Source organism: Bacillus andreraoultii, assembly GCF_001244735.1.
Taxonomy (GTDB): domain Bacteria; phylum Bacillota; class Bacilli; order Bacillales; family Caldibacillaceae; genus Caldifermentibacillus; species Caldifermentibacillus andreraoultii.
In genome coordinates, this window is the sequence record NZ_LN868937.1 from 2,570,058 (window position 1) to 2,591,023 (window position 20,966).

Consider the following 20,966-nt stretch of genomic DNA (forward strand, 5'->3'; position numbering starts at 1 on the left):
AACAATGATGGGGGATTTTTCATGTCAGGTACAACAGAAGATTTTGTTATTTATAGTAATGAATTAGAGGAGGAAATTAAGGTACTCGTCTATCTTCCTCCACAGTACACGCCAATACAACAATATCAATATTGTATTGCACAAGATGGGAAAGATTATTTTCAACTTGGAAGGATTGCAAGAACTTTAGACGAATTAATTGAAAACGGAGAAATTGAGCCGATACTTTTTTTTGGAATCCCTTATATAAATATACGGGATCGCAGAGTAAAGTACCATCCTGAAGGAGCAAAGCGAAAAAATTATAGCCAATTTTTAATAAAAGAACTTGTCCCATTTCTCGAACAAAATTATTCTGTCGTAACTGAACCAAATGGGAGAGGTTTAGCAGGAGATTCATTAGCTGCAACGATTTCTTTATTAACAGCACTAGATTTTCCTGGAAGTTTTGGAAAGGTGATGCTTCATTCGCCATATGTCGATCATCATGTTCGACAAGCAATCGATAAGTTTACCAATTGGAATAACTTAAAAATTTACCATGTCGTAGGAAAGGAAGAAACAAATGTCGATATGACAGATGGGAATACAGCTAATTTTCTCACTATAAATCGCGAGTTGAATGAAATTTTATCTATAAAAGCGGTGACATACTTTTACGACGAATTTCATGGCAACCACACATGGAAACATTGGCAAAAAGATTTAAAAAGAAGTCTTTCTTATTTATTCTGGGATTTGTAAGCTACGCGAAATATTTTTTATTATCTAATAATTTATTTCTCTTTTTTCATTTTTTTGTTATAATATAAGAATGAAGATTTACAGTAAAGAAAACTCGGGGACGCACAAGCTTTGGCGAGACGAGAGCCTAGCGTTCGCCGAGCATATAGGAAGGTAGAAGATAATGAAATTTCGGGTATCCGAGTCTTTAAGCAAGAGTAGTAGCTACGCACAAGGAAAGTAGAAATCGGAAAATTTATACTTTCCTATTAGCTAAAAAAATACTACTTTCCTGGTAAACCAAAAAGGAGGTCATTCTGATGCAAGTTGGTATTGTAATCTTTCCATCCAAGAAATTACAGGACTATGCGAATTCATATCGAAAGCGCTACGATTCAAGTTATTCACTCATTCCACCGCATTTGACACTAAAGGCATCGTTCGAATCAAACGAAGAACAGTTGGTGAAAATCTCAAAGGAACTAGATCGTATTTCAAAAGAACATCAACCTTTTGCATTGACAACAAACAAAATTAGCTCGTTTCATCCTGTCAACAATGTAATATTTTTAAAAGTGGAGCCGACTCCTGAACTGGAAGGGTTATTTAATGACGTTAATTCCAGCTTTTTCGGCAATCCTCCTGAATATGCATTTGTTCCACATATTACAATTGGACGTGATTTGTCAAATAGCGAACACGCCGATGTGTACAGCCAATTACGCCTACAAAAAATTGAACATTCGGAAACAATCGACCGTTTCCATCTTCTGTATCAATTGGAAAATGGAATATGGAATGTATATGAAACATTCATTTTAGGTAACTAAACACAGGAATTTAGGATGTGTCTAATTTGAGAATTGAAGTAGCAAAAAATATTGAACAATTACAAGATGCATTATTTGTACGTAAAATTGTTTTTATCAACGAGCAGCAAGTACCAGTGGAAGAAGAAATTGACCAGTATGATGAAGTAGAACGAGCTACTCATTTTGTGATGTACAATGATGATGATAAACCGGTTGGGGCTGGCCGTTTTCGAAAAGTGGACAATTCTGGGAAAATCGAGCGAATTTGTATTTTACCTGAATACAGGAAAATGGGTGCTGGAAAAGAATTAATGGAAACGATCATTCAATTTGGGAAAAGCAGAGATGTTTCAAAACTAGTTTTAGGGGCCCAGACACATGCCCTGACCTTCTATGAAAAGCTAGGTTTTGTAATCACTTCCGACATATTTATGGATGCTGGCATTCCACATAAAACAATGGAATTAGTAATTGATTAATTTCGAACAAAAAGAAAGGACTTTCCTAAATAATAAGGATTGTCCTTTTTTATAGTTATTATCCTATTAAATCGATAAAGCGACCTTTTTCTTTATCATTGGTAAAAGAATGCTTTTCGTTGTATAAATAAGGTTCTGTTAACACATGCTGAATCTTATTTGTTTTGTTCACACTTATAACAGTTCGTTGTTTATCTCGATCACTTGCTACTCTTTCCACATATTGATTGTATGAATATATGGGTAAAACGGGAATCATTTTATATCATCCCCCTTTACCTTAATTATACCACAGAAATTAAAAATATTTGAATTTTTACTCTGGATAAATAAAGAAAAGTAAGGAGAGCCCCCTTACTTTTTATTGTTCATCATTTCTGCAATTGTATTAAAGTCAAGTTTTTTCCCATCGTTAATAATTGTATGCACAATTTTGTCTTCCATTTCTTTAGGAATATTTCGGTTCGCAATTCTTGACACTTGTTGCACTACTTGCCGAACCGTTTGTTCATCTTGTAAGTTTGCACCTTGTAAAGAATTAGCTAATTGAAAGATATCATTCATATTTACACCAGTTTTTTTCTCAACATTTTTAAAGAAATTATTTTCCATACTCGGTTCTCACACTCCCTTTCAAACTACTTTCATTTTATGCAATTGGTTCTAAATGGTTCAGTCGTTTTACTTATTATCAGTAGTTTGTACGTAATGCTTAAAAAGTGAAAAAGGATAGGTATGCGCCTATCCTTTTGAAATGCAACTAGCATAAATAACTGGCACCGACAATAATTAGCAAAATGAAGAGAACAACAATTAACACGAAAGAGCTACCGTAGCCGAAACCGCCATAGCCATATCCGTAACTACAGCCACCACAACCGTAGCCACCAAATCCCCATGACATATAAACTTCACCTCTCTCACATTCATTCTACATTTTAGACTATGTAACGAGAGGGAATTTGGTATGGGCATTTTCCATAAAAAGAATGAATTTTATAATCCATTCTTTTTACAAATGTGACAACGAGCATGGGTTTTCCTCATTGAATCCAGATGCTTATACAAAAGGCAAGTTTTATTGAAATAAATGAATTTATTCGTTCGCTATGAAAGTTATGAACCATGATATTAACCTTTTGCTTTAAACAGTAACGCACCAATAAATGCAAAGATAATCGCCGAAGAAATCCCAGAACTGGTTACTTCAAACATACCTGTAATAACCCCTATTATTCCGTGTGCTTCTGCTTCTTGCATTGCACCGTGCACAAGAGAGTTACCAAAACTTGTAATCGGGATAGATGCCCCCGCACCCGCGAAATCTAATAATGGTTCATACAGTCCTAAACCATCTAGTATGGCACCAGTAACAACCAATAAACTTAATGTATGTCCAGGTGTAAGTTTTGCTAGGTCTAAAAGTAACTGACCAATCACGCAAAATAACCCACCAACGACAAAAGCCCAAAAAAACATCGCTAACATAATAATCCCTCCTTTCAATGCTAAAAACTGAAGGTCTTAACTTAGCTAATAGGAAAGTATCAATTTTCCAATTTCTACTTTCCTTGTGCGCATAAGCGAAGGCTCTAGTAGCTACATCAAAGCCGAAAAACTCTCTTTCTAATCAAGCGAACTCTAGTCTCTCGCTTGCTCCTAAAGGCTCTAACGTCCCTTTAGTTTTCATTAATTTTTGTTGCAAATGAAAATTACCGCTTTCCTTACTACCCATAACTTTTCAAATTTATTGAGATGTCCGATTCCATTATTTGTTCATCTCAATTGCTACAGCATGTGCGATACATGGAATTGTTTCTTTTTGTTGAACAGTCATTGGTGACAGTAATGCTCCAGTTGCAACACATAATATTTTTTTATAAAAGCCATATTTCATTTGTTTTAATAAATGACCGTAGATTACTGTTGATGAAGATGCAGCACCACTTGCACCGGCATTTACTTCTTGATCTTCGCTGTAAATCATTAAGCCACAATCTTGGAATTTCTCCTCGGGAATATGTACACCTTTTGAATGAAGAAGATCTATTGCTGCGGCACGCCCAACTTTTCCTAAATCACCTGTTACGATCAGATCATAATCATCAAAATTTCGACCCGTATCTTCAAAGTGAGCTATGATCGTATCTGCTGCAGCTGGTGCCATAGCTCCTCCCATGTTAAATGGATCACTTAACCCCATATCGATTACTTTACCAATGGTTGCCGATGTTATTCTCGGGACATCTTCATATTTAGCTACATTTTTTCCAATAACTGCAAATCCTGCACCAGTGACAGTCCATTGTGCTGTTGGTGGCTTTTGCCCACCATATTCAGTAGGATAACGAAACTGTCTTTCCGCCGTTGCATTATGACTTGCAGCACCTGTTATTATGTAGTCCGCTCCATCGCGATCAATAATAAAGGAGGAAAGAGCTAATCCCTCCATTGAAGTAGCACACGCATTAAATAAGCCAAAAAAAGGAATTTCTACTGTTCTTGCCGCAAAGTTTGTTGGTGTAATTTGGTTAATTAAATCGCCACCAATCATAAATTTAATATCTTCCTTTTTGAGCTCAGCCTTTTCTATCGCGATTTCGATAGCCTCTTCTATGAGTAAGCAATGAGCTTTCTCATAAGAATCCTCTCCCATCCAGAGGTCATCATGTAAAAGGTCAAAATCCTCTGCTAGTTTTCCATTTTTTTCAAATGGTCCACCTGTTACTCCTGTGGAAATAATAACTGGTTCATTTTCAAAAATCCAACTTGCTTTCCCCACATTCATGAGAATCCTCCTCCAAACCATTGAATAACAATTGTTTTAATCAATGCAACGACAAACGCAGAAAAAACACCAAACAAAATAACAGAACCAGCCAATTTAAACATATTACCTCCCACACCAAGAACAAACCCTTCCGTTCGATGTTCAATTGCTGCTGATATTACTGCATTACCGAAACCTGTAACAGGAACAGCACTTCCAGCACCTGCAAATTGACCTAAACGATCGTAAATACCAAAGCCTGTTAAAATCATAGCAAAAAAGATCATAGTTGCTACCGTTGGATTACTTGCTGTTTGTTCTGTAAAATTAAAGAAGTAAATATAAAAGTATGTTACCGCTTGTCCAATTAAGCAGATTGTTCCCCCAACCAAAAATGCGACGATACAATTCCGTAATACAGGCCTTTTTGTTTCATGTTTCTGTTGTAATTTCTCATACTGCTTTTGTTCTGGTGTTTTTGAGTTCTTTCCCATATTATTCCTCTCCTATCAAGTTTTTTCCGTACTTAATTTGATAATTTCTTGAAGTCGCTTTTCTCTTTTTTCCTCGGACAAATGATCTTTTTTTATTTTTTCATTTAAGCGAACAGATTCAAGAAAAATTTTATAATCACTAGATACAGTGAAATTTAATTCACTAAATTTTTTCTCTAATTTCTCTGTTAACTGTTTTTCAATTTTTTTCATACGAAATCGTTCTAGATGGCGAACTTTAAACCCAACGAGACAATCTTTCTCTTTCCCTTTTACAACTGCAACATCATAAATTCCATTAACCGATAATGCTGTCTTTTTAATATCATCTACTAATCGTTCTTCTGAAGTGGTTTCCTTAACTGCAACCGGATTTGGATTTGCCGTTTTCAAAAGTGACGTTCTCGTTTCCGTTGTGTCATCAACTGAACTACAAGCGGTGGCCGAAAAAGTAGCAAAAATTATTAGCAAAAATAAATAACATCTCTTCATTTCGTTACCTCACTAAAAGTAATTTATCTAATTTTGGTACATTATATTTTTTGCTGATTTACACATTTTATGAATTGGAAATAAATGGTCAAGTGAAAACACTTATAAACAATAGGAACTGGGAAATTCGACAGTAGAAAGACTAACTTCAACACGACAGCCGAAAATTTCACCATTAAAAAACCGTCTCTATTAATGAGACAGTTTTCCATCTACGGTCCATATTTATTCTGGACCATTTGAATTTCCTTTTTAATCAAATCATTATTTTTTTTTGTTCCCATCTGTTTATGCACGCGATAATGGATAGTAGGGACTTCAAAATAGCCAATTTCAAATTGCTTTGACACGCGTAACCAATATTCATAATCTTGGGTATAAAGAAGGGCTTCATTAAAATAACCTACTTCTTCAAATATTGATTTATGAATGACTGCTGTAGATCCATTTAAAAAGTTCTGCCTTTTTAAAACTCTCTTCATTTGTTCGCTATTGTAAAATTTAAGGAATATTGGTTCGTGAATGATTTCATGGCGTTCATTTATGATGTAAAATGGAGAAAAACTAATTTTCAACTGTTTTTTTAACATAAAATCAATTTGTTTTTCTAATTTGTCCGGTAAAAAATAGTCATCCGAACTAAGCCAAGCAATATAATCTCCATTTGCATGACGAATACCTAAATTTAAAGCGCTCGCAGTTCCACCGTTCGGTTTTTCTAGACATTGAATATGTTGTAAAAATGGGGTTATTTTCTCAATATTGTTCGTTGATCCATCGTTTACGACAATGATTTCCTTATTTTCATACGTTTGATCTAGTACGCTTGTAATTGCTTCATTAATATACGGGCAGTTGTAAAACGGAATAACAATTGATACTTTCGGTTCCATAGAATCACTCTTTATTTCGATAATAAGTCAATATTTCTTCCAATGACTCACGAAAATTATGCTTTGGATGCCAATTTAGTTCATTCATCTTTGATAAATCCATTTCATTCGTTACTGGCCTGCCACTTTTTTGGGTAAATCGCTTTCCATATTGAACAGGTACGGGTAGATCTGTTAATTCTTGGTATGTGTTTATTACTTCTGTTAATGTTCGATAATCCCCTGTCCCAATTGGATAAACTTCACCAATTTCTCCATGTAACAACAGTTTTTCATAGGCAGAAATCGCATCCCTTATATTTAAAAAGTCACGCCTTTGATTCGGGTCATCTACTTTTATTAGTTCAACTTTATTCCCCTTTTCAAGTCCAGATATTTTTTGGGCTAAAAGTGCGCAAAACCCTTTAGAAGGACCTGGTCCAATTAAATTTGTCGGTTTTGCAATAATAACGGGAAGTTGAAATAAATTTTTCCAAGACTTTGCAATGAGTGATTGGAAAGTTTTTGTCAAACCATACGGGTGGTTTGGTGAATTTTGTGGATTGTATTCAAGGGCAGATCCGATAACTAAAACTCTTACCTTTTTATTCAACTTACGAATTGCTTCAAGGAGGTAGACGGTTGCTAAAACATTTACTTTTACATACTCACGCGGATTTTCCCACGATTCCTTCACATCATTTTTTCCTGCAGCATGTAAAACATAATCAGGTTGGACAATAGTCACTACTTCTTCAATTGCTCTTTCATCTGACAAATCACATTCAAATTCTTGATAATTTATTGAACTCTCTTTATCACTATAATTTCTTACTAATCCAACAACTTTGTACCCCTTTTCTGAAAAAAAACAACATGCATGGCGGCCAGTAAAACCATTAGCTCCAGTAATTAATATTGTTTTCTCATTCATGATACTTCATCCAATCATGAAGTTCACGAATCATTTTTTGGTAAGTTGGAACCGAATACGTAAAATCAGGCCGCGTAGTTTTCAACGTCCGATCTAATAAAACTTCATCAAACGGGTGGATGACTACATCGGTTTTCGAGAAAATTTGTTGGATTAACTTTAGTAAGTCATGTTTCGATATTACTTCTGGTGCGGCTACATGGTAGAGACCTTGCCCATTATTATTTATGACGTATTCAATGACTTTCGCTAATTCTAGTGTTGTAATGCCGTTCCACAACACTTTTGTATAGCCTTGTATATCACCTTTTTGTTGCATAAACCAATGCAGGAGACCAATTCCTTCTTTTAATTCTGGACCAATAATGGACGTTCGAAGTGTAATATGGTTCGGTGATTGAACTTCCCCTAATGCTTTCGTCATTGCATAAATCGTTGTACCATCTGGGGAGTCGGTTTCTTTATAGCGCCCCTCCGTTTTCGGTGCAGGCATTTTCCCATCAACAGTGCCAGAAAATACACAGTCTGTACTTATGTGGATCAACTTACCACCATGCATATCAAGAACTTTACTTATATAATGCGGAAGGAAGCTATTAACTTGAATAGCTTCCATTTGTTTTTTTGCGGCAAAGTCATTTAAAAGTCCAATCGCATTAATAACAAAATCAGGTTGAACTTGTAAAATGATTTCTTTTACTCTTTCTAAATCTGTTGCATCATAATAAATTCCTTCCTCTTTCGAACGGGTCGTATATTGTACATCAAAATCGGTCTTTTCTTGGAAATAGTGTACAATCATATGTCCAGCCATTCCACGACCACCTAAAACAAGGAGTTTCAATGTAAAAACCCCCCTTTTTTTAATAGCTGCCTTATTTCTGATTTCGTCATTAAATGATCTTTTGAACTATAACTCTTTGTTTCAACTATTGGGCAATCATGATACTTTTCCTGTAAACTAGGAAAATGTCTTGTTGGTAAAATGACATAATAGTTGTCATCATAAATCACCGTATTTAAGCTCTCATTCTCGGAAAATAATAATTCATGAACTTTTTCACCAGGACGAATACCTAACTCAATAATTTCTACATCCTTCCGTTGGGATTCCTCAATTAATACGTATGCTAAATCTACTATTCGGCAAGTCGGCATTTTCATAACAAATATTTCTCCGCCTTCACTTGATTCTGTTGCCTTAAATACAAGCTGAATCGCTTCTTCAATTGTCAAGAAAAACCGGGTCATCCGTTTATCGGTAATACTTACTTTTCCTGTTGTTTCAATTTGCTCTTTAAAAACATAGATAACACTGCCGCTTGTTCCAAGAACATTTCCCCCGCGAATTGTAACAAATTTCGTTTTCTCGGTTAGTAAGTTCGCATGCGTAATTAACTGTTCAGAAATTGCTTTTGTCATCCCGTAAAAATTTGCCGGATTGGCTGCTTTATCTGTAGAAATATTCACAACCTTTTTCACTTCATTAACGATGGCAGCCTCAATTACATTTTGCGTTCCAATTACATTTGTCTTTAACGCTTCTAACGGCTGATCTTCACAAACTGGAACATGTTTTAATGCTGCTAAGTGAAATAACAAGTCAACTTGATGACAGGCAGTAACTATACTATCTTTATCTCTTATGTCACCAATAATAAATCGTAATCGATCATCTTTAAATTTTCTTTGCATCGCCACTTGGCTTGCTTCATTTCTCGAAAATATACGAATTTCTTTCGGGTTTTTTGCTAATAATTGTTTTACAAGTTCATGTCCCCAAGACCCGGTTGCTCCTGTGATAAGTATAATTTGTTCATCAAACAACTCCTTTACCTCCCAAAATAAATTTAACGACTTTATCGGATACTCGTTGATCTTCATAACCAATGGGTAAATCCCAATCCGCTTTTTTATTTACCATAACCTTTACAGCTTTTAAAATTGATTTCGCATCGATACCTGAAACAATATTACTACCGCATTCAACCGTTTCAGGACGTTCTGTACTATTCCGTATCGTTACAGCAGGAACATGAAAAATACAACTTTCCTCCTGGACAGTGCCACTATCTGTTAGGACACAATAAGCATTTTTTTGTAATTGAATAAAATCAAAAAATCCAAACGGTTCGTGGAATTCAATTCTTGGATGAAATTGATGAGTTGTTAAAGTTGTAAGTTTTGATTTTGTACGGGGATGGGTGCTACAAATAATTCTTTTATTAAAGTTTGTTGCAACACCATGTAAGCCTGTAAAAATTTCTTGCAAACGATGTTTTTGATCAACATTTTCAGCACGGTGAATCGTAACGAGAAAATAATCACGTGTTTTAAGATTCAAGTCTTTCAATATATTACTCTCGTTAATTTTTTGCTCATAATAAGTTAACACTTCATAAATTGGATTTCCTGAGACAATAATGCGATTACTTGGAAACCCTTCTCGCAATAAGTTTTCGCGCGAATTTGGTGTATATGGTAAATTAATTGTCGAAACCGAATCAATAACCCGACGATTTTTCTCTTCAGGAACCTCTAGATCAAAACAACGATTTCCCGCTTCCATATGAATGACAGGAATTCCCATTCGCTCTAGGAAGATTGAAGAAAGGGCACTATTTGTATCACCAAGCACTAATGCTTTATCTGGCTTTTCATACTTAATGATTGATTCCAGTCCGTTAAACATGGTAGCCAATTGATTCCCTAACGTATTTTTTTCATTATATAAATGATAATCTGGTTTACGAATTTGTAATTCTTCAAAAAAAATATCACTTAAATTTTTCGTGAAATTTTGTCCTGTGTGAACAAGAATATGTTTGTCACATAGCTCATCTAATTTTTTAATAATGAGACTGAGGCGAATGATTTCAGGTCTTGTTCCTAGTATTGTTAATATCCTCATTTAAACACTTCCTAATATTGTTTATCTTTACTCTTTATAGTATTCTGTCAGTATTCATTCGGACTAGTACGCACGACTATTTTAAAAAGCTTAACGAGCTACTCTATATTCCTAATAATTGCTCTTATATGTTGAAGTAAATCAACTGCTCGCTTCCCTGTTGAATGGCGGCGTCGCACCATTTCATACCCTTTTGTAACAATTTTGTTCCGCTCTTCTTCATTGCTTAAATAGTAAGCTACTTTTTCTTGTAAATTACTTTCATCTACAGCTACAAATGTTTCACCATCGATAAATCCGAGGTCCGTTAACTCTTTCGATGGAGTTGCGAGTAATAATGTTCTACAAGCGGCCACTTCGAAGTATTTCATTAAAGGGAAATGTTCGATCGAATCGCAAGTAACAAATATTTTTGCTTGATTTATTTCCCTAGCATACCTTTCACCGGCATATACACGCCCAAAGTCTTGAATATGTTGATAACCAGGATGAGCATGATACACAAAGTTCGGTTGATCTTTTAATTGCTCATAAAATTTCGCTCGTTTTGGATAAAGCCATGGGAAAATCGCCCCCATCATTAAAATGTCAATGTTCTTCGTTAATTTATAGTCTTTAAAAATATTCGTCGGCACATGATGTGGAAACCAAATCATTCGGTGAATGAATTCAGGAAAAAGAGAAATAAAAGCCTCACGATAATGAGTAAATAGGTATTGAATATTTTCTCGCTCATAAAATCTTTTCCGTTGATTCGGTTTATATTTTAAATCATGGACAATAGCACTAACAGGGATATCGATTTCATTAAATCCACCAACATGTGGACAATAATCCGGTTTCATATCGTTAAGTAAAATAAAATCTGGTTTACTTCTTTCGGTACGTAATATTTCCACAATGTGACCATCTTGATTACATGTTTCGACATTCACATATTTCCTTAACTCTTCAAATAAATATTGACTGCTTTTTTCTATACGATTTGTAAAATCACGTGTTATAAAAAGAATGTTCATTCCTTTAACTACAACCTCCTATCTGACGGTAGTAAAGAAATCTTAAGATTCATTTCTTTAGCGGGAGGAGAGCCTTTAGTTCACCAAAGTAATTTTTTATGCTATGGGGCATGCTATCGAAGTCTTTCTTCTGTGCTTATGCATTAGGAAAGTAGAAATGGAAAGATTTATACTTTCCTATTAGCCGAAAAAAGAGCCCCTTAAGGGAGCTCACATTCATTTAAAACCGAACCGGTGGTAGTGGTGGATGATCAATTGCGACAATCGATTTTATAGCTATTGTTGTATGGGATGCCTCTGCAGAAGTTGCTCTTGTAAAAGTTACATATGATGGAGTCATTTCAGTTACTTTAACGCCATGTAAAACAGTTTCATTTCCGTCATTTATTGGAAGTGTATAAACCGTATCAATAACCAACCCTAATTCTCGTAAGCGAAACAAATGTCCATACATTCTTATATTCCTCCTCCATTTAATAATGTTGTCTATATTTATATATGTATTTGCTTCATCTTTGAATGGACATCTGTTCTTGTAATAGTCAATGTACGTTAAATTGTGCTTTTATCTATTTAAAATCAAGAAGACTCGTGGGACACTAAAACCTTTAGGCAACCACGAAACTAGAATTCGCCAAATAGCTTTTTTTCGGATGCGATGCAATGCTCGAAGCCTTCCTTTTCGCGCTTATGCGCACAAGGAAAAAAGAGATTGGAAAATTTATACTTTCCTATTAGCCGAAAAAAGAGTGCTGGGATTAGCACTCATCAAGGATGTTTGTTTTTTGTTATAATTAACATATTATCACGAATTTTTTGCTCTTCTCCGTCTTCCTCCACAACCGCAATTCTTTTTCTTTTTCGTCATTGATTTTTCTTTTTTTAACTCCATTGACTTCTCTAGTTTCATTCGTCTCATATTCATCCCCATTTCTTTTTTATATAGTTTACGAAAGACACAAAAATTACGTTCATGCTAATTCCCTAAAAACCAACTAATTACTGTTTCTATCATTGCTGCAACAGCGGCTACTGCCAGTATAACGATAATCGGTTCAGCAATGTTTGGAATATAATAATATAGAAGAATTAAAAAAATACTGACCCATATTCCTGTACACCAATAACAACTCAACAATTCGCCAATCCATTTTCTTATCCCATCTCCTTTTGGAACAATGAAAATTTCTGTTTCACCATTGATTTCTTCTTCCAGCTCATAAAAAAATGGGCTACGTAGAAATTCTGTGATTTTGTCAAATACAATTAACCTTGTTAACCGAAATGCTGCCAATGCAACTAAACAAAATATCCATGGATCTATTTGAAGGTTCATCATCATCACCTTTACTAATATATAAATGTGGGCTTATCTTTATAATTAATTCAACCAAAAAATGGGCGTTTTAACGATACCGATATCACTCTTCTTACATAGTCTGTAAGTGAATATGAATTTCTGAAAAGAGGAGGAAAAATAATGGGTTGCGAACATGATGTATTTAACAGCAACTGTGTTTGTGATATATTGCTTGATATTGTAGAAGCCCAAGAAAAAGTGGATCCGACTAATAATCACTGTGTAAGTGGATGCTCTACAGCCCTTGATGAATTGTGCGGCGGACCGACCTCAAGTACGTACACAACAATTCCAGTTTCATTAATTTGCAAAGGTACTTGTGACTACTTTATTGGAAAAGGTGTAAGAAGAAGTGGTAGTGGTGTGAACGTTTATGAAGGTGTCGCATTCCGTGTAGTTGATGTTGATCCAGAGACTTGCTGTGCAACATTGGAACTTCTACAAGCTGCTCCAGTTTGGTACTTCATTGAACCAGGGACGACGCAAACAGCAAAGGCACAATTTTTGTTTTCTGGAATTGACGCTTTCGGATACACAAACACAGGTATTTGCATTACCGTTGACTTAAATTGTTTCTGTGGTGTGACTTGCCATCCAGCCACAACACCATCTTCTTGGTTCCCATTATCAGCAGACCAACTGAATTCCATCACAAATCGTCAAAGCAATGCTTAATTTACCATCAAATATTCTTGTAACAGAGATGTGCTTCAATGAATGGAGCACCTCTTTTATTCAAATAAAAATGGAGTTGCTCCTAAATCCAAAATCATTTTGGTACATTCGGGCAACTCCACTTTTTATACAAGTTCATTTATTTTTTATAACTTATTCGATAAAATGGTTAGTTCATCAATCTCATTAATATGAATCGATTCCAACTTTCTACCCTTTTTAATCCTCACTTTATTTCCACGCTTACTAATAATCTGAACGTTTACTACTTCTCCATTAATTTTCGCTTCACAAATCGGTCGATCTAACACACTCGGATAAAAGGCTAGTCGTTTAACAAGTTGCCTAATTTTCCTTCTATGTTCTTTTTCCTCTTTCACTATTTGATCATCTTCACTGTATATGTCATTATTTTCGTTCGTTGTATCATAAGTAACTATACTCTCTTCGTCCATTTCCTCTTTCACTATTTGATCATCTTCACTGTATATGTCATTATTTTCGTTTGTTGTATCATAAGTCTCTAGACTCTCTTCGCCCATTTCCTCTTTCACTAATTGATTATCTTCACTGTATATGTCATTATTTTCGTTTGTTGTATCATAAGTCTCTAGACTCTCTTCGTTCATTTCCTCTGTTAACTGTAAGTATTCTGTCTCTTTAGCTTTTGTCTGTATTATATTTTCAATTGGTACATTATTTTCTGTATCATTTACATCGTTAACTATTTCCTCGTTATCATCTCTTACATCAACTTCTACACTTATCGTCTGCAATGTAGCATGATTTTGTGTAATCATGAGCTCTTTCTCTTGAGCAATCTCATCAATACTCAACTCTTCTTCATTACTTTCAAACTCGATTTCACTTTTCTTATCTTTAGAATTTCCTTTTAATTCAGTGATTGGTTCATCTAACTTCTCTTCTTGCATGTTATTTTGTCCCTTATTCCCTTCCACATCGCATCCTTTATCAAGAATTAATTTAGATTCAGATATGTCAGGTTCAACATTTATGACAAACCGGTATTCCTTTTGATTGTTTCCTTGGATTACTACTGTATAGTCTGGCTGTTGCACGAAGTACGTAGGCATTTTATTTTTGTTATTTTCATTACTCATAAATAATCTCCTTTCGCACAAATTCTGTCTTTATATGTTTATGTAAAAAATATGAATCGGTTAATTACCTATTCAATGGAATTTTCATATTAAACATGTAAAATATAGATAAGGATTTACTCTGAATTTGAGGGAGCGTGTTTTTGCTAATGGAAAATTTACGAGAAATACATGTAAGCGAATTGGAACAACCAGGAATTGTTGCAAAGAACGCTTCTCTTTCACTTTTGAATAATAATATTAAAAGAATAAAAGAAAATGAGAAGATATATTACAATCAGAACGAGGACGAACGGATAAAGAAAAAATATTATCGAAAGGTGAATTTTCATCATGAAGGAAAAAAATTATTCATACATTTCCACAACAAATTGAAGAAAACCCATCATAACTTAGTTCCGTATTTTATTAGCAAAGATTTATACTTATATACATGGGTCGACTTGCAACCTGATGGGACGATAAAGAGTATATATTCTGGAGAGCAGAAATCACCACAGCAATTTTTAATAGAAGACTTTTTCACGATTAATGAACGTTATGCGCAATTTCAAACACTTATGAACACAAATAAAGATGAGCTTAAAATAGTAAAAGAAATGAAATCCATTGACCGAGAATACAAGTTTAATACGGAACATATTGTGCCTCAAAGTTGGTATCATGCAGAAGAACCAATGAAAGGTGACTTACATCATCTCTTTGCCTGTCATCCAGATTGTAATACGCTTAGATCAAATTATCCTTACGGTGATCATAAATTTTATAATCCTGAATCAGAGAAAGAGCCTATACGAAATCATTGTGGTGTAAGCTTTGAAGAGTACTTTGAACCTGAACATGGGAAAGGAACAGTTGCCAGAGCAATGTTCTACTTTTTAGTCCGTTATCCGGATGTTTTAAAGAAATCAGTAATGAAAAAAATTAATATCCCTATACTGCAACAATGGAACAGTCAATTTCCAGTCACGACTTATGAAAAGCATCGTAATCTTGCTATTTATCAAATCCAAGGAAATCGCAATCCATTTATCGATTATCCGATGTTAGCTAATCGTATATGGGGGGGGAAGCTTTAAATGCATAAGTTAATGTAAAAATCCTTGCCAAACATTGACAAGGATTTTTTTCTATTCATTTATACTCCACTTAAAATATGGAAACCAGCGTCAACATGAAGATTTTCTCCTGTAATACCGCGTGCAAGGTCACTGAATAAAAATAAAGCTGTATCTCCTACTTCTTCTTGTGTTACTGTTCTGCGTAACGGTGCTTTTTCTTCAATTTGATTTAAAACAGAATTAAAATCACGAATTCCTTTTGCCGATAATGTGCGGATTGGACCAGCTGAAATCGCATTTACCCGGATACCTTCTTTTCCAAGGTCATTCGCTAAATACTTTACACATGCCTCTAAAGAAGCTTTCGCAACACCCATAACATTATAGTTCGTAACGACACGCTCTCCACCTAAGTAAGTTAGGGTAATGATACTGCCGCCTTCTGTCATTAATGGCCTTGCTTCTTTCGCTACTGCAGCAAGCGAAAACGCACTAATATTTTGGGCTAGTAAAAATCCATCACGAGAAGTATCTACAAATTCTCCTTCAAGATCTTCTCGGTTCGCAAATGCAATACAATGAGCTAATCCGTTAATCGTACCTACTTGATTTTTAATTTTTTGAAAACAATTTTTAATTTGTTCATCATCGGTTATATCACATTGCAAAATGAGAGAATCATTTCCTTCAAGAGTATCTACAAGTTCTTTAACATTTTTATACATACGTTCTTGGTTGTATGTAAAAATTAATTTTGCCCCAGCACGATCAAGTGAACGAGCAATGCCCCAACCGATACTTCTTTTATTAGCTACACCCATAACGACGAACGTTTTTCCTTTCAAAGATAAGACCATTTCTCTTCCTCCTAGCTCCGAATTCTAAATAATAAATTATTACAAGTTATTAGTACCTACTACTAATACTACAATATTTTTTAAGAATTGAAAAGAAGAGAATTGTTGTCAGCTGAATTCTAATTCCCGTTTTAATTCATTTGCATATTTTTTCGTACCGGAAACGATGAGCCGATCATTTACCCTTAATACTGTATCTCCATGAGGAATGATTGTTTCACTACCACGGAAAATTCGAACAAACACAATATCACCTGTAAACGGGAATTTACGAATTGGCATATGGTCAAACTCACGATTACGAATTTTAATTTCATAAAGCGATGTTTCTCTGTTTGTTAAAAGATCAATCATCGATGGTGATTCAATTAATGTCCGTAGTAAAACATGTTGTGTTTGAATAACCGAGAAAATTTCAATTTGATACTTTTGTAACTTCTCTTCTAAATCTGGACTCTCTATTCTTGCAATTACCCGTTCCATTTCATGTTCCTTCATAACTATGGCTAATTTCGCATTTAACTGTTCATCCCCTGTTGAAATAACGACCACATCATAATTGAAAATATTATTCTTTTGCAATGATTCCTCACTATAATCTTCCAGCTCTACAATTGAAAAAACCGAATCACTTTTCTTTCCTTTTTCTAATTTTTCTTGCTTACGATGGAAAAGAGTTGGGATTATTAAAGATGAAGCTAAATCTTTATAAACAGGTAACGTTAATTGATTAGCACCAATAATGGCAACTGTAATTTGTTTCTCTTCTGTTTCATGTTTCGGTAAAAACTTTTTAAAAATCATTGGTGCTATAATGCATGAGATGACGGCAACTAAAATTAACGTCCCACTCATCTCCTTTGAAATCATCTCGATTTTTTCACCAATCGTCGCTGCAGCAATGACAAGTGATAGTGTAGATGTTAATAAAAAACCTGATGCGACTGTTGACTTCATTCGATACCATTTACGTAATAACAATACCGGGATCATCTTTGAAATAAATAACGCAATCAGTAGTAATGGGATTAATGTCAACATTTTCGGATCTTTCAATAATGACAAAAGATCCAAATCGACACCGACCATAACAAAGAAAATCGGAATTAAAAACCCGTAACCAAAAGAATCTAATTGTGCGACAAGATCCTTACTTGGTGCTAGAAGTGAAACAAGTACACCGGCTAAAAATGCTCCTAATATATTTTCCGCTCCGACAGTTTCAGATAGCGCAACAAGGAAAATAATTAATGTAAAGATTGCACGTGTCCCAATTTGAACTGTTCCTTTTGATAATGAATTGATAAGCTTACCGTTTTTAAATCTTCTCCCAACAAAATAAAGGAGGATACCAACCGCAAATAAAACTAACAATAGCCATGTATTTCCATCTCCACTATCATTAAAAGAAACAAAAACAGCAAGCAATATCATTGTTGCTAAGTCAGCAATAACCGCAACAAGTAAAATAATTTGTCCAAGCGTTTTTTTCATTAAGTTTTCTTCTTTTAATGTTGGGACAACAACACCTAATGAAATAGTGGAAATAATTATTGTCATTAACATGACACTATCAATAAAACCAGCTAAAACGAATAAAAAAGATAGGCCATAAGAAATAATAAAGATGCTTATAAATATAATGAATGATACGGTTAATGGGTTTGGACCATTCATTTTATTTTTTTCCTTTTTGGAAGAAGAAAAAGCTTGGAAGTCAATTTCTAAACCACTTAAAAACATTAGAAAAATAAAGCCGAGTGTTGATAAAATTTCTAACCAATCATCTGGTTGAACAATGTTAAAACCGCTTTTACCTATAATTAAACCGATAATTATCTCTGCCACTACAACTGGAATCATATTTAGTTTAAATCGGTGTAAAATGATCGGTGTTAAAAACGCAGCAATAATAACTATAACGAGAGATGTAACAGATGTGCCGTGTTCCATAAGCACGCTCCTTTCTGAAAAAGTTAATTTCCACTAGTTTATATTTTTGACTTAAGTGCAGCAAGAAATATGATTATATACTGATGATATAGTTCTCATGGAGCAGAACCGTTCTCGTCTTTTTGAACTACATTATACAAAGGAGGAATGGAATTCATGTTTATAGAATTCAATATACGGAGCAAAATTGATTTAGTCTTTATGAATCACATGCAAAGAAGGAATGGAATTCATGTTAATTGAATTGTGTCCCGGGGATGAAAAAAATATAAGGAATAACCAACACTTTTTAAGAAAACAACACATTATTCGTACTATGAAAAAGGAGAAATCATTCATGAAAGTTGATATTATCGGTGATATCCATGGTTGCTATGGAGAGCTCATGGAATTAATACGGAAATTAGGATACTCGATTACTGGTGAATCTGTTATACACAACGATGATAGGAAACTAGCTTTCTTAGGTGATTTAACTGATCGGGGGCCGGAATCGATTAAAGTCATAGAACTTGTCTATTCTCTTGTCCAACAAGGGCTGGCATACTACACCCCTGGAAATCACTGTAACAAACTGTATCGATATTTTCTCGGTAATAAAGTGCAAATCTCTCATGGACTCGAAACGACCGATGCCGAATATAAACAGTTGCCAAAGAATAAACAACGGGAAATACGTGCGAAGTTTTTGAAATTATATGAGGATGCACCAATGTATTTACAATTAGACGATGGCAACCTAATTGTTGCTCATGCTGGTATCCGGGAAGATTATATCGGACTTGAGAATAAAAAAGCTCAGAAGTTTGTCCTTTATGGGGACATTACTGGAGAAAAACTACCAGATGGCCGGCCTGTACGAAGAGACTGGGCGAAAAAGTATAGTGGGAAACGAACAATTGTATATGGACATACACCCGTTCATGAGGTGCGAGTAATTAATCATACATATAACATTGATACTGGATGTGTATTTGGCGGTAAACTTACTGCTCTAAGCTACCCTGAAATGAAAATCTTACAAGTGCCCTCACAGCAAGAATACGTAGCGGAGAAATTTTCGGTGTTTGAATAAGTGGGTGACTTTTGGTAAGTTATATGATTAAGATTGAACAAGATTTTTCTGCATTTGTTTTTGAGGGCTCTCGTTTAGGACAGTTCACCCCCGATTTTGTGATTTGTCCTTGAGAACCCTCGTCTAGGACAGTTCACTCCGATTTCGTAATCGATTTGCCCCTTTAGAACCCTCACTAAAGGACAATTCCTCCCGATTTCGTGATTGGTTTGTCCTTGAGACCGCTTCTTTCGGATAGTCCACATCAGTTACACTTAAATTTTTCCGGAGAAAACTAATCTTGACATTCGGCCACTACATTCCTCAGTTTGGTTCCGTTCAAACAACACCCTTATAACATATAAAAAAGAATATTCGTAAGGTGAACTTACCCCTTTGAATAGTCCCGCTTTAACAATGTTTCAAGATCACTCGGTCGAGAAGCAGTAAACTCCATCTTCTCACCTAACATCGGATGAAGAAAACACAACCGCCGACAATGTAACGCTTGACGGTTCAAATATTCTGTCCCTCCCCCATATAAACCATCACCAACTAACGGATGGCCAATATGTGCCATATGTACGCGAATTTGATGTGTCCGACCCGTCTCAAGTTGAAGTTTTACATGTGTCATATTGGCTAATCGCGTTAACACTTGATAGTGGGTACAAGCATATTGACCATCTTCTACTACAGTTCTTTCAATAATACTATCTTTTTTCCGTCCGATTGGTGCTTCAATCGTTCCAGCATTTAACAAAACTGTTCCTTCCACAATAGCCTCATACTCACGCTTCACATGTTTACGCTTTTGTGACTCACTTAACAAATGATGAATATGTCGATGTTTCGCAATTAAAACAAGCCCTGATGTGTTTCGATCTAATCTCGTAACAATATGAGGTGAAGCCGTTAAACCGATATTTTCATAATAACCCATTAATGCATTTGCTAAACTCCCTACTGGATGCTCCCTTGAAGGAATTGTATTCATAAACGCTGGTTTGTTTACAACAAGTAGCATTTCATCTTCATAGATAATATTTAGTGGAATTTTCTCAACTAATAACGATGGGCTTACTTCTTCCACTGGGAAAATAACGGTCAAACAGTCACTTTTTTGTAACAGATGTCTCACAGTAACATGAGATCCATTTATTAAAAGATCACCGCCATGTAGTTTAATTTCCGTTAATGCCCTTTTAGAAAGATTCTTCCTTTGTAAAAACTCTTTAATGGTAATGCCTTCCTCTTTTTCTGTAATAACCCATTCAAGGGTAAAAGGTTTCATCATAAAATCAGTGTAACTCCTTCTCGTCCTTCATTCTTTAGAAACATGTTAATCTTTCAGCATTACTTCCCGATAAATGAGTCTT

Annotated in this window: 25 protein-coding genes; 6 read left to right on the forward strand and 19 right to left on the reverse strand. The window is 34.9% G+C overall.

Features of this window, described 5'->3' with window-relative positions; translation table 11 throughout:
• Positions 1-21: 21 nt before the first annotated feature.
• From BN2144_RS17490 to BN2144_RS17500, 3 genes are all read left to right on the forward strand, one after another.
• Positions 22-744: an alpha/beta hydrolase gene (locus tag BN2144_RS17490; protein WP_033829509.1), complete on the forward strand. Its 723-nt coding sequence runs from the start codon at positions 22-24 to the stop codon at positions 742-744.
• 299 nt (positions 745-1,043) lie between these two features.
• Positions 1,044-1,553 (forward strand): YjcG family protein, encoded by a 510-nt coding sequence (locus BN2144_RS17495; protein WP_033829510.1) that lies wholly within the window; start codon positions 1,044-1,046, stop codon positions 1,551-1,553.
• A gap of 26 nt (positions 1,554-1,579) precedes the next feature.
• Entirely contained in the window at positions 1,580-2,014 is a 435-nt protein-coding gene (locus tag BN2144_RS17500; RefSeq protein ID WP_042338147.1) for a GNAT family N-acetyltransferase, read from the forward strand.
• A gap of 58 nt (positions 2,015-2,072) precedes the next feature.
• Here BN2144_RS17500 and BN2144_RS17505 read toward each other — a convergent pair whose 3' ends face one another.
• The 15 genes from BN2144_RS17505 to BN2144_RS17570 all read right to left on the reverse strand — a co-directional run bounded on the left by BN2144_RS17505 (position 2,073) and on the right by BN2144_RS17570 (position 12,842).
• Entirely contained in the window at positions 2,073-2,273 is a 201-nt protein-coding gene (locus BN2144_RS17505; protein ID WP_033829511.1) for a hypothetical protein, read from the reverse strand.
• Positions 2,274-2,368: 95 nt separating this feature from the next.
• The gene (locus BN2144_RS17510; protein WP_033829512.1) at positions 2,369-2,626 is read right to left on the reverse strand and encodes a sporulation-specific transcription regulator SpoVIF; all 258 of its coding nucleotides are present in this window, start codon (positions 2,624-2,626) and stop codon (positions 2,369-2,371) included.
• Positions 2,627-2,774: 148 nt separating this feature from the next.
• Positions 2,775-2,918 carry a YjcZ family sporulation protein gene (locus tag BN2144_RS19355; protein ID WP_075047854.1) on the reverse strand — a complete coding sequence of 48 codons (144 nt, stop codon included), beginning with the start codon at positions 2,916-2,918 and terminating at the stop codon, positions 2,775-2,777.
• 227 nt (positions 2,919-3,145) lie between these two features.
• Positions 3,146-3,502, reverse strand: coding sequence for a stage V sporulation protein AE (gene spoVAE / locus BN2144_RS17515; RefSeq protein ID WP_033829513.1), 357 nt, complete (start codon positions 3,500-3,502; stop codon positions 3,146-3,148).
• A gap of 280 nt (positions 3,503-3,782) precedes the next feature.
• Positions 3,783-4,802 (reverse strand): stage V sporulation protein AD, encoded by a 1,020-nt coding sequence (spoVAD, locus tag BN2144_RS17520; protein ID WP_033829514.1) that lies wholly within the window; start codon positions 4,800-4,802, stop codon positions 3,783-3,785.
• A complete protein-coding gene (gene spoVAC / locus BN2144_RS17525; RefSeq protein WP_033829515.1) occupies positions 4,799-5,278 on the reverse strand; it encodes a stage V sporulation protein AC in 480 nt (159 codons plus the stop codon). Before spoVAC ends, spoVAD begins: the two co-directional genes overlap by 4 nt.
• 15 nt (positions 5,279-5,293) lie before the next feature.
• On the reverse strand, positions 5,294-5,770 hold the full coding sequence (locus BN2144_RS17530) for a hypothetical protein (RefSeq protein ID WP_033829516.1): 477 nt from the start codon (positions 5,768-5,770) through the stop codon (positions 5,294-5,296).
• Positions 5,771-5,982: 212 nt separating this feature from the next.
• Positions 5,983-6,663: a glycosyltransferase family 2 protein gene (locus BN2144_RS17535; protein WP_033829517.1), complete on the reverse strand. Its 681-nt coding sequence runs from the start codon at positions 6,661-6,663 to the stop codon at positions 5,983-5,985.
• 4 nt (positions 6,664-6,667) lie between these two features.
• Positions 6,668-7,576 (reverse strand): NAD-dependent epimerase/dehydratase family protein, encoded by a 909-nt coding sequence (locus BN2144_RS17540; RefSeq protein WP_033829518.1) that lies wholly within the window; start codon positions 7,574-7,576, stop codon positions 6,668-6,670.
• Positions 7,569-8,420 (reverse strand): dTDP-4-dehydrorhamnose reductase family protein, encoded by an 852-nt coding sequence (locus tag BN2144_RS17545; RefSeq protein WP_033829519.1) that lies wholly within the window; start codon positions 8,418-8,420, stop codon positions 7,569-7,571. The genes BN2144_RS17540 and BN2144_RS17545 overlap by 8 nt, the downstream gene beginning before the upstream one ends.
• Positions 8,417-9,403 carry an SDR family NAD(P)-dependent oxidoreductase gene (locus tag BN2144_RS17550; protein WP_033829520.1) on the reverse strand — a complete coding sequence of 329 codons (987 nt, stop codon included), beginning with the start codon at positions 9,401-9,403 and terminating at the stop codon, positions 8,417-8,419. Before BN2144_RS17550 ends, BN2144_RS17545 begins: the two co-directional genes overlap by 4 nt.
• Entirely contained in the window at positions 9,396-10,487 is a 1,092-nt protein-coding gene (wecB, locus tag BN2144_RS17555) for a non-hydrolyzing UDP-N-acetylglucosamine 2-epimerase (protein WP_033829521.1), read from the reverse strand. Before wecB ends, BN2144_RS17550 begins: the two co-directional genes overlap by 8 nt.
• A 98-nt stretch (positions 10,488-10,585) precedes the next feature.
• On the reverse strand, positions 10,586-11,506 hold the full coding sequence (locus tag BN2144_RS17560; RefSeq protein ID WP_033829522.1) for a glycosyltransferase: 921 nt from the start codon (positions 11,504-11,506) through the stop codon (positions 10,586-10,588).
• Positions 11,507-11,726: 220 nt separating this feature from the next.
• Positions 11,727-11,960, reverse strand: a complete 234-nt coding sequence (locus tag BN2144_RS17565) for a hypothetical protein (RefSeq protein ID WP_033829523.1) — start codon at positions 11,958-11,960, stop codon at positions 11,727-11,729.
• Between the two features lie 522 nt (positions 11,961-12,482).
• Positions 12,483-12,842 carry a DUF1360 domain-containing protein gene (locus tag BN2144_RS17570; RefSeq protein ID WP_033829524.1) on the reverse strand — a complete coding sequence of 120 codons (360 nt, stop codon included), beginning with the start codon at positions 12,840-12,842 and terminating at the stop codon, positions 12,483-12,485.
• 144 nt (positions 12,843-12,986) lie between these two features.
• Between BN2144_RS17570 and BN2144_RS17575 the strand changes: the two genes are divergently transcribed.
• Complete coding sequence (locus BN2144_RS17575; protein WP_033829525.1) at positions 12,987-13,541, forward strand: CotY/CotZ family spore coat protein; 555 nt, start codon at positions 12,987-12,989, stop codon at positions 13,539-13,541.
• A 146-nt stretch (positions 13,542-13,687) separates the two neighbouring features.
• Here BN2144_RS17575 and BN2144_RS17580 read toward each other — a convergent pair whose 3' ends face one another.
• Positions 13,688-14,662 (reverse strand): hypothetical protein, encoded by a 975-nt coding sequence (locus tag BN2144_RS17580; protein WP_033829526.1) that lies wholly within the window; start codon positions 14,660-14,662, stop codon positions 13,688-13,690.
• Between the two features lie 149 nt (positions 14,663-14,811).
• On the opposite strand from BN2144_RS17580, the gene BN2144_RS17585 reads away from it, so the two are divergent.
• Positions 14,812-15,741, forward strand: a complete 930-nt coding sequence (locus BN2144_RS17585; RefSeq protein ID WP_082195290.1) for an endonuclease I family protein — start codon at positions 14,812-14,814, stop codon at positions 15,739-15,741.
• Between the two features lie 59 nt (positions 15,742-15,800).
• Here BN2144_RS17585 and fabI read toward each other — a convergent pair whose 3' ends face one another.
• Together fabI and BN2144_RS17595 are read right to left on the reverse strand one after the other, a co-directional pair.
• On the reverse strand, positions 15,801-16,580 hold the full coding sequence (gene fabI, locus BN2144_RS17590) for an enoyl-ACP reductase FabI (RefSeq protein ID WP_033829527.1): 780 nt from the start codon (positions 16,578-16,580) through the stop codon (positions 15,801-15,803).
• A gap of 108 nt (positions 16,581-16,688) precedes the next feature.
• Positions 16,689-18,533, reverse strand: a complete 1,845-nt coding sequence (locus BN2144_RS17595) for a monovalent cation:proton antiporter family protein (RefSeq protein WP_033829528.1) — start codon at positions 18,531-18,533, stop codon at positions 16,689-16,691.
• A 337-nt stretch (positions 18,534-18,870) separates the two neighbouring features.
• Here BN2144_RS17595 and prpE point away from each other — a divergent pair, with 337 nt between their 5' ends.
• On the forward strand, positions 18,871-19,608 hold the full coding sequence (prpE, locus tag BN2144_RS17600; protein ID WP_033829759.1) for a bis(5'-nucleosyl)-tetraphosphatase PrpE: 738 nt from the start codon (positions 18,871-18,873) through the stop codon (positions 19,606-19,608).
• A gap of 367 nt (positions 19,609-19,975) precedes the next feature.
• On the opposite strand, the gene BN2144_RS17605 is transcribed toward prpE, so the two are convergent.
• Positions 19,976-20,881, reverse strand: a complete 906-nt coding sequence (locus tag BN2144_RS17605; RefSeq protein WP_033829760.1) for an RluA family pseudouridine synthase — start codon at positions 20,879-20,881, stop codon at positions 19,976-19,978.
• Between the last annotated feature and the right edge of the window lie 85 nt (positions 20,882-20,966).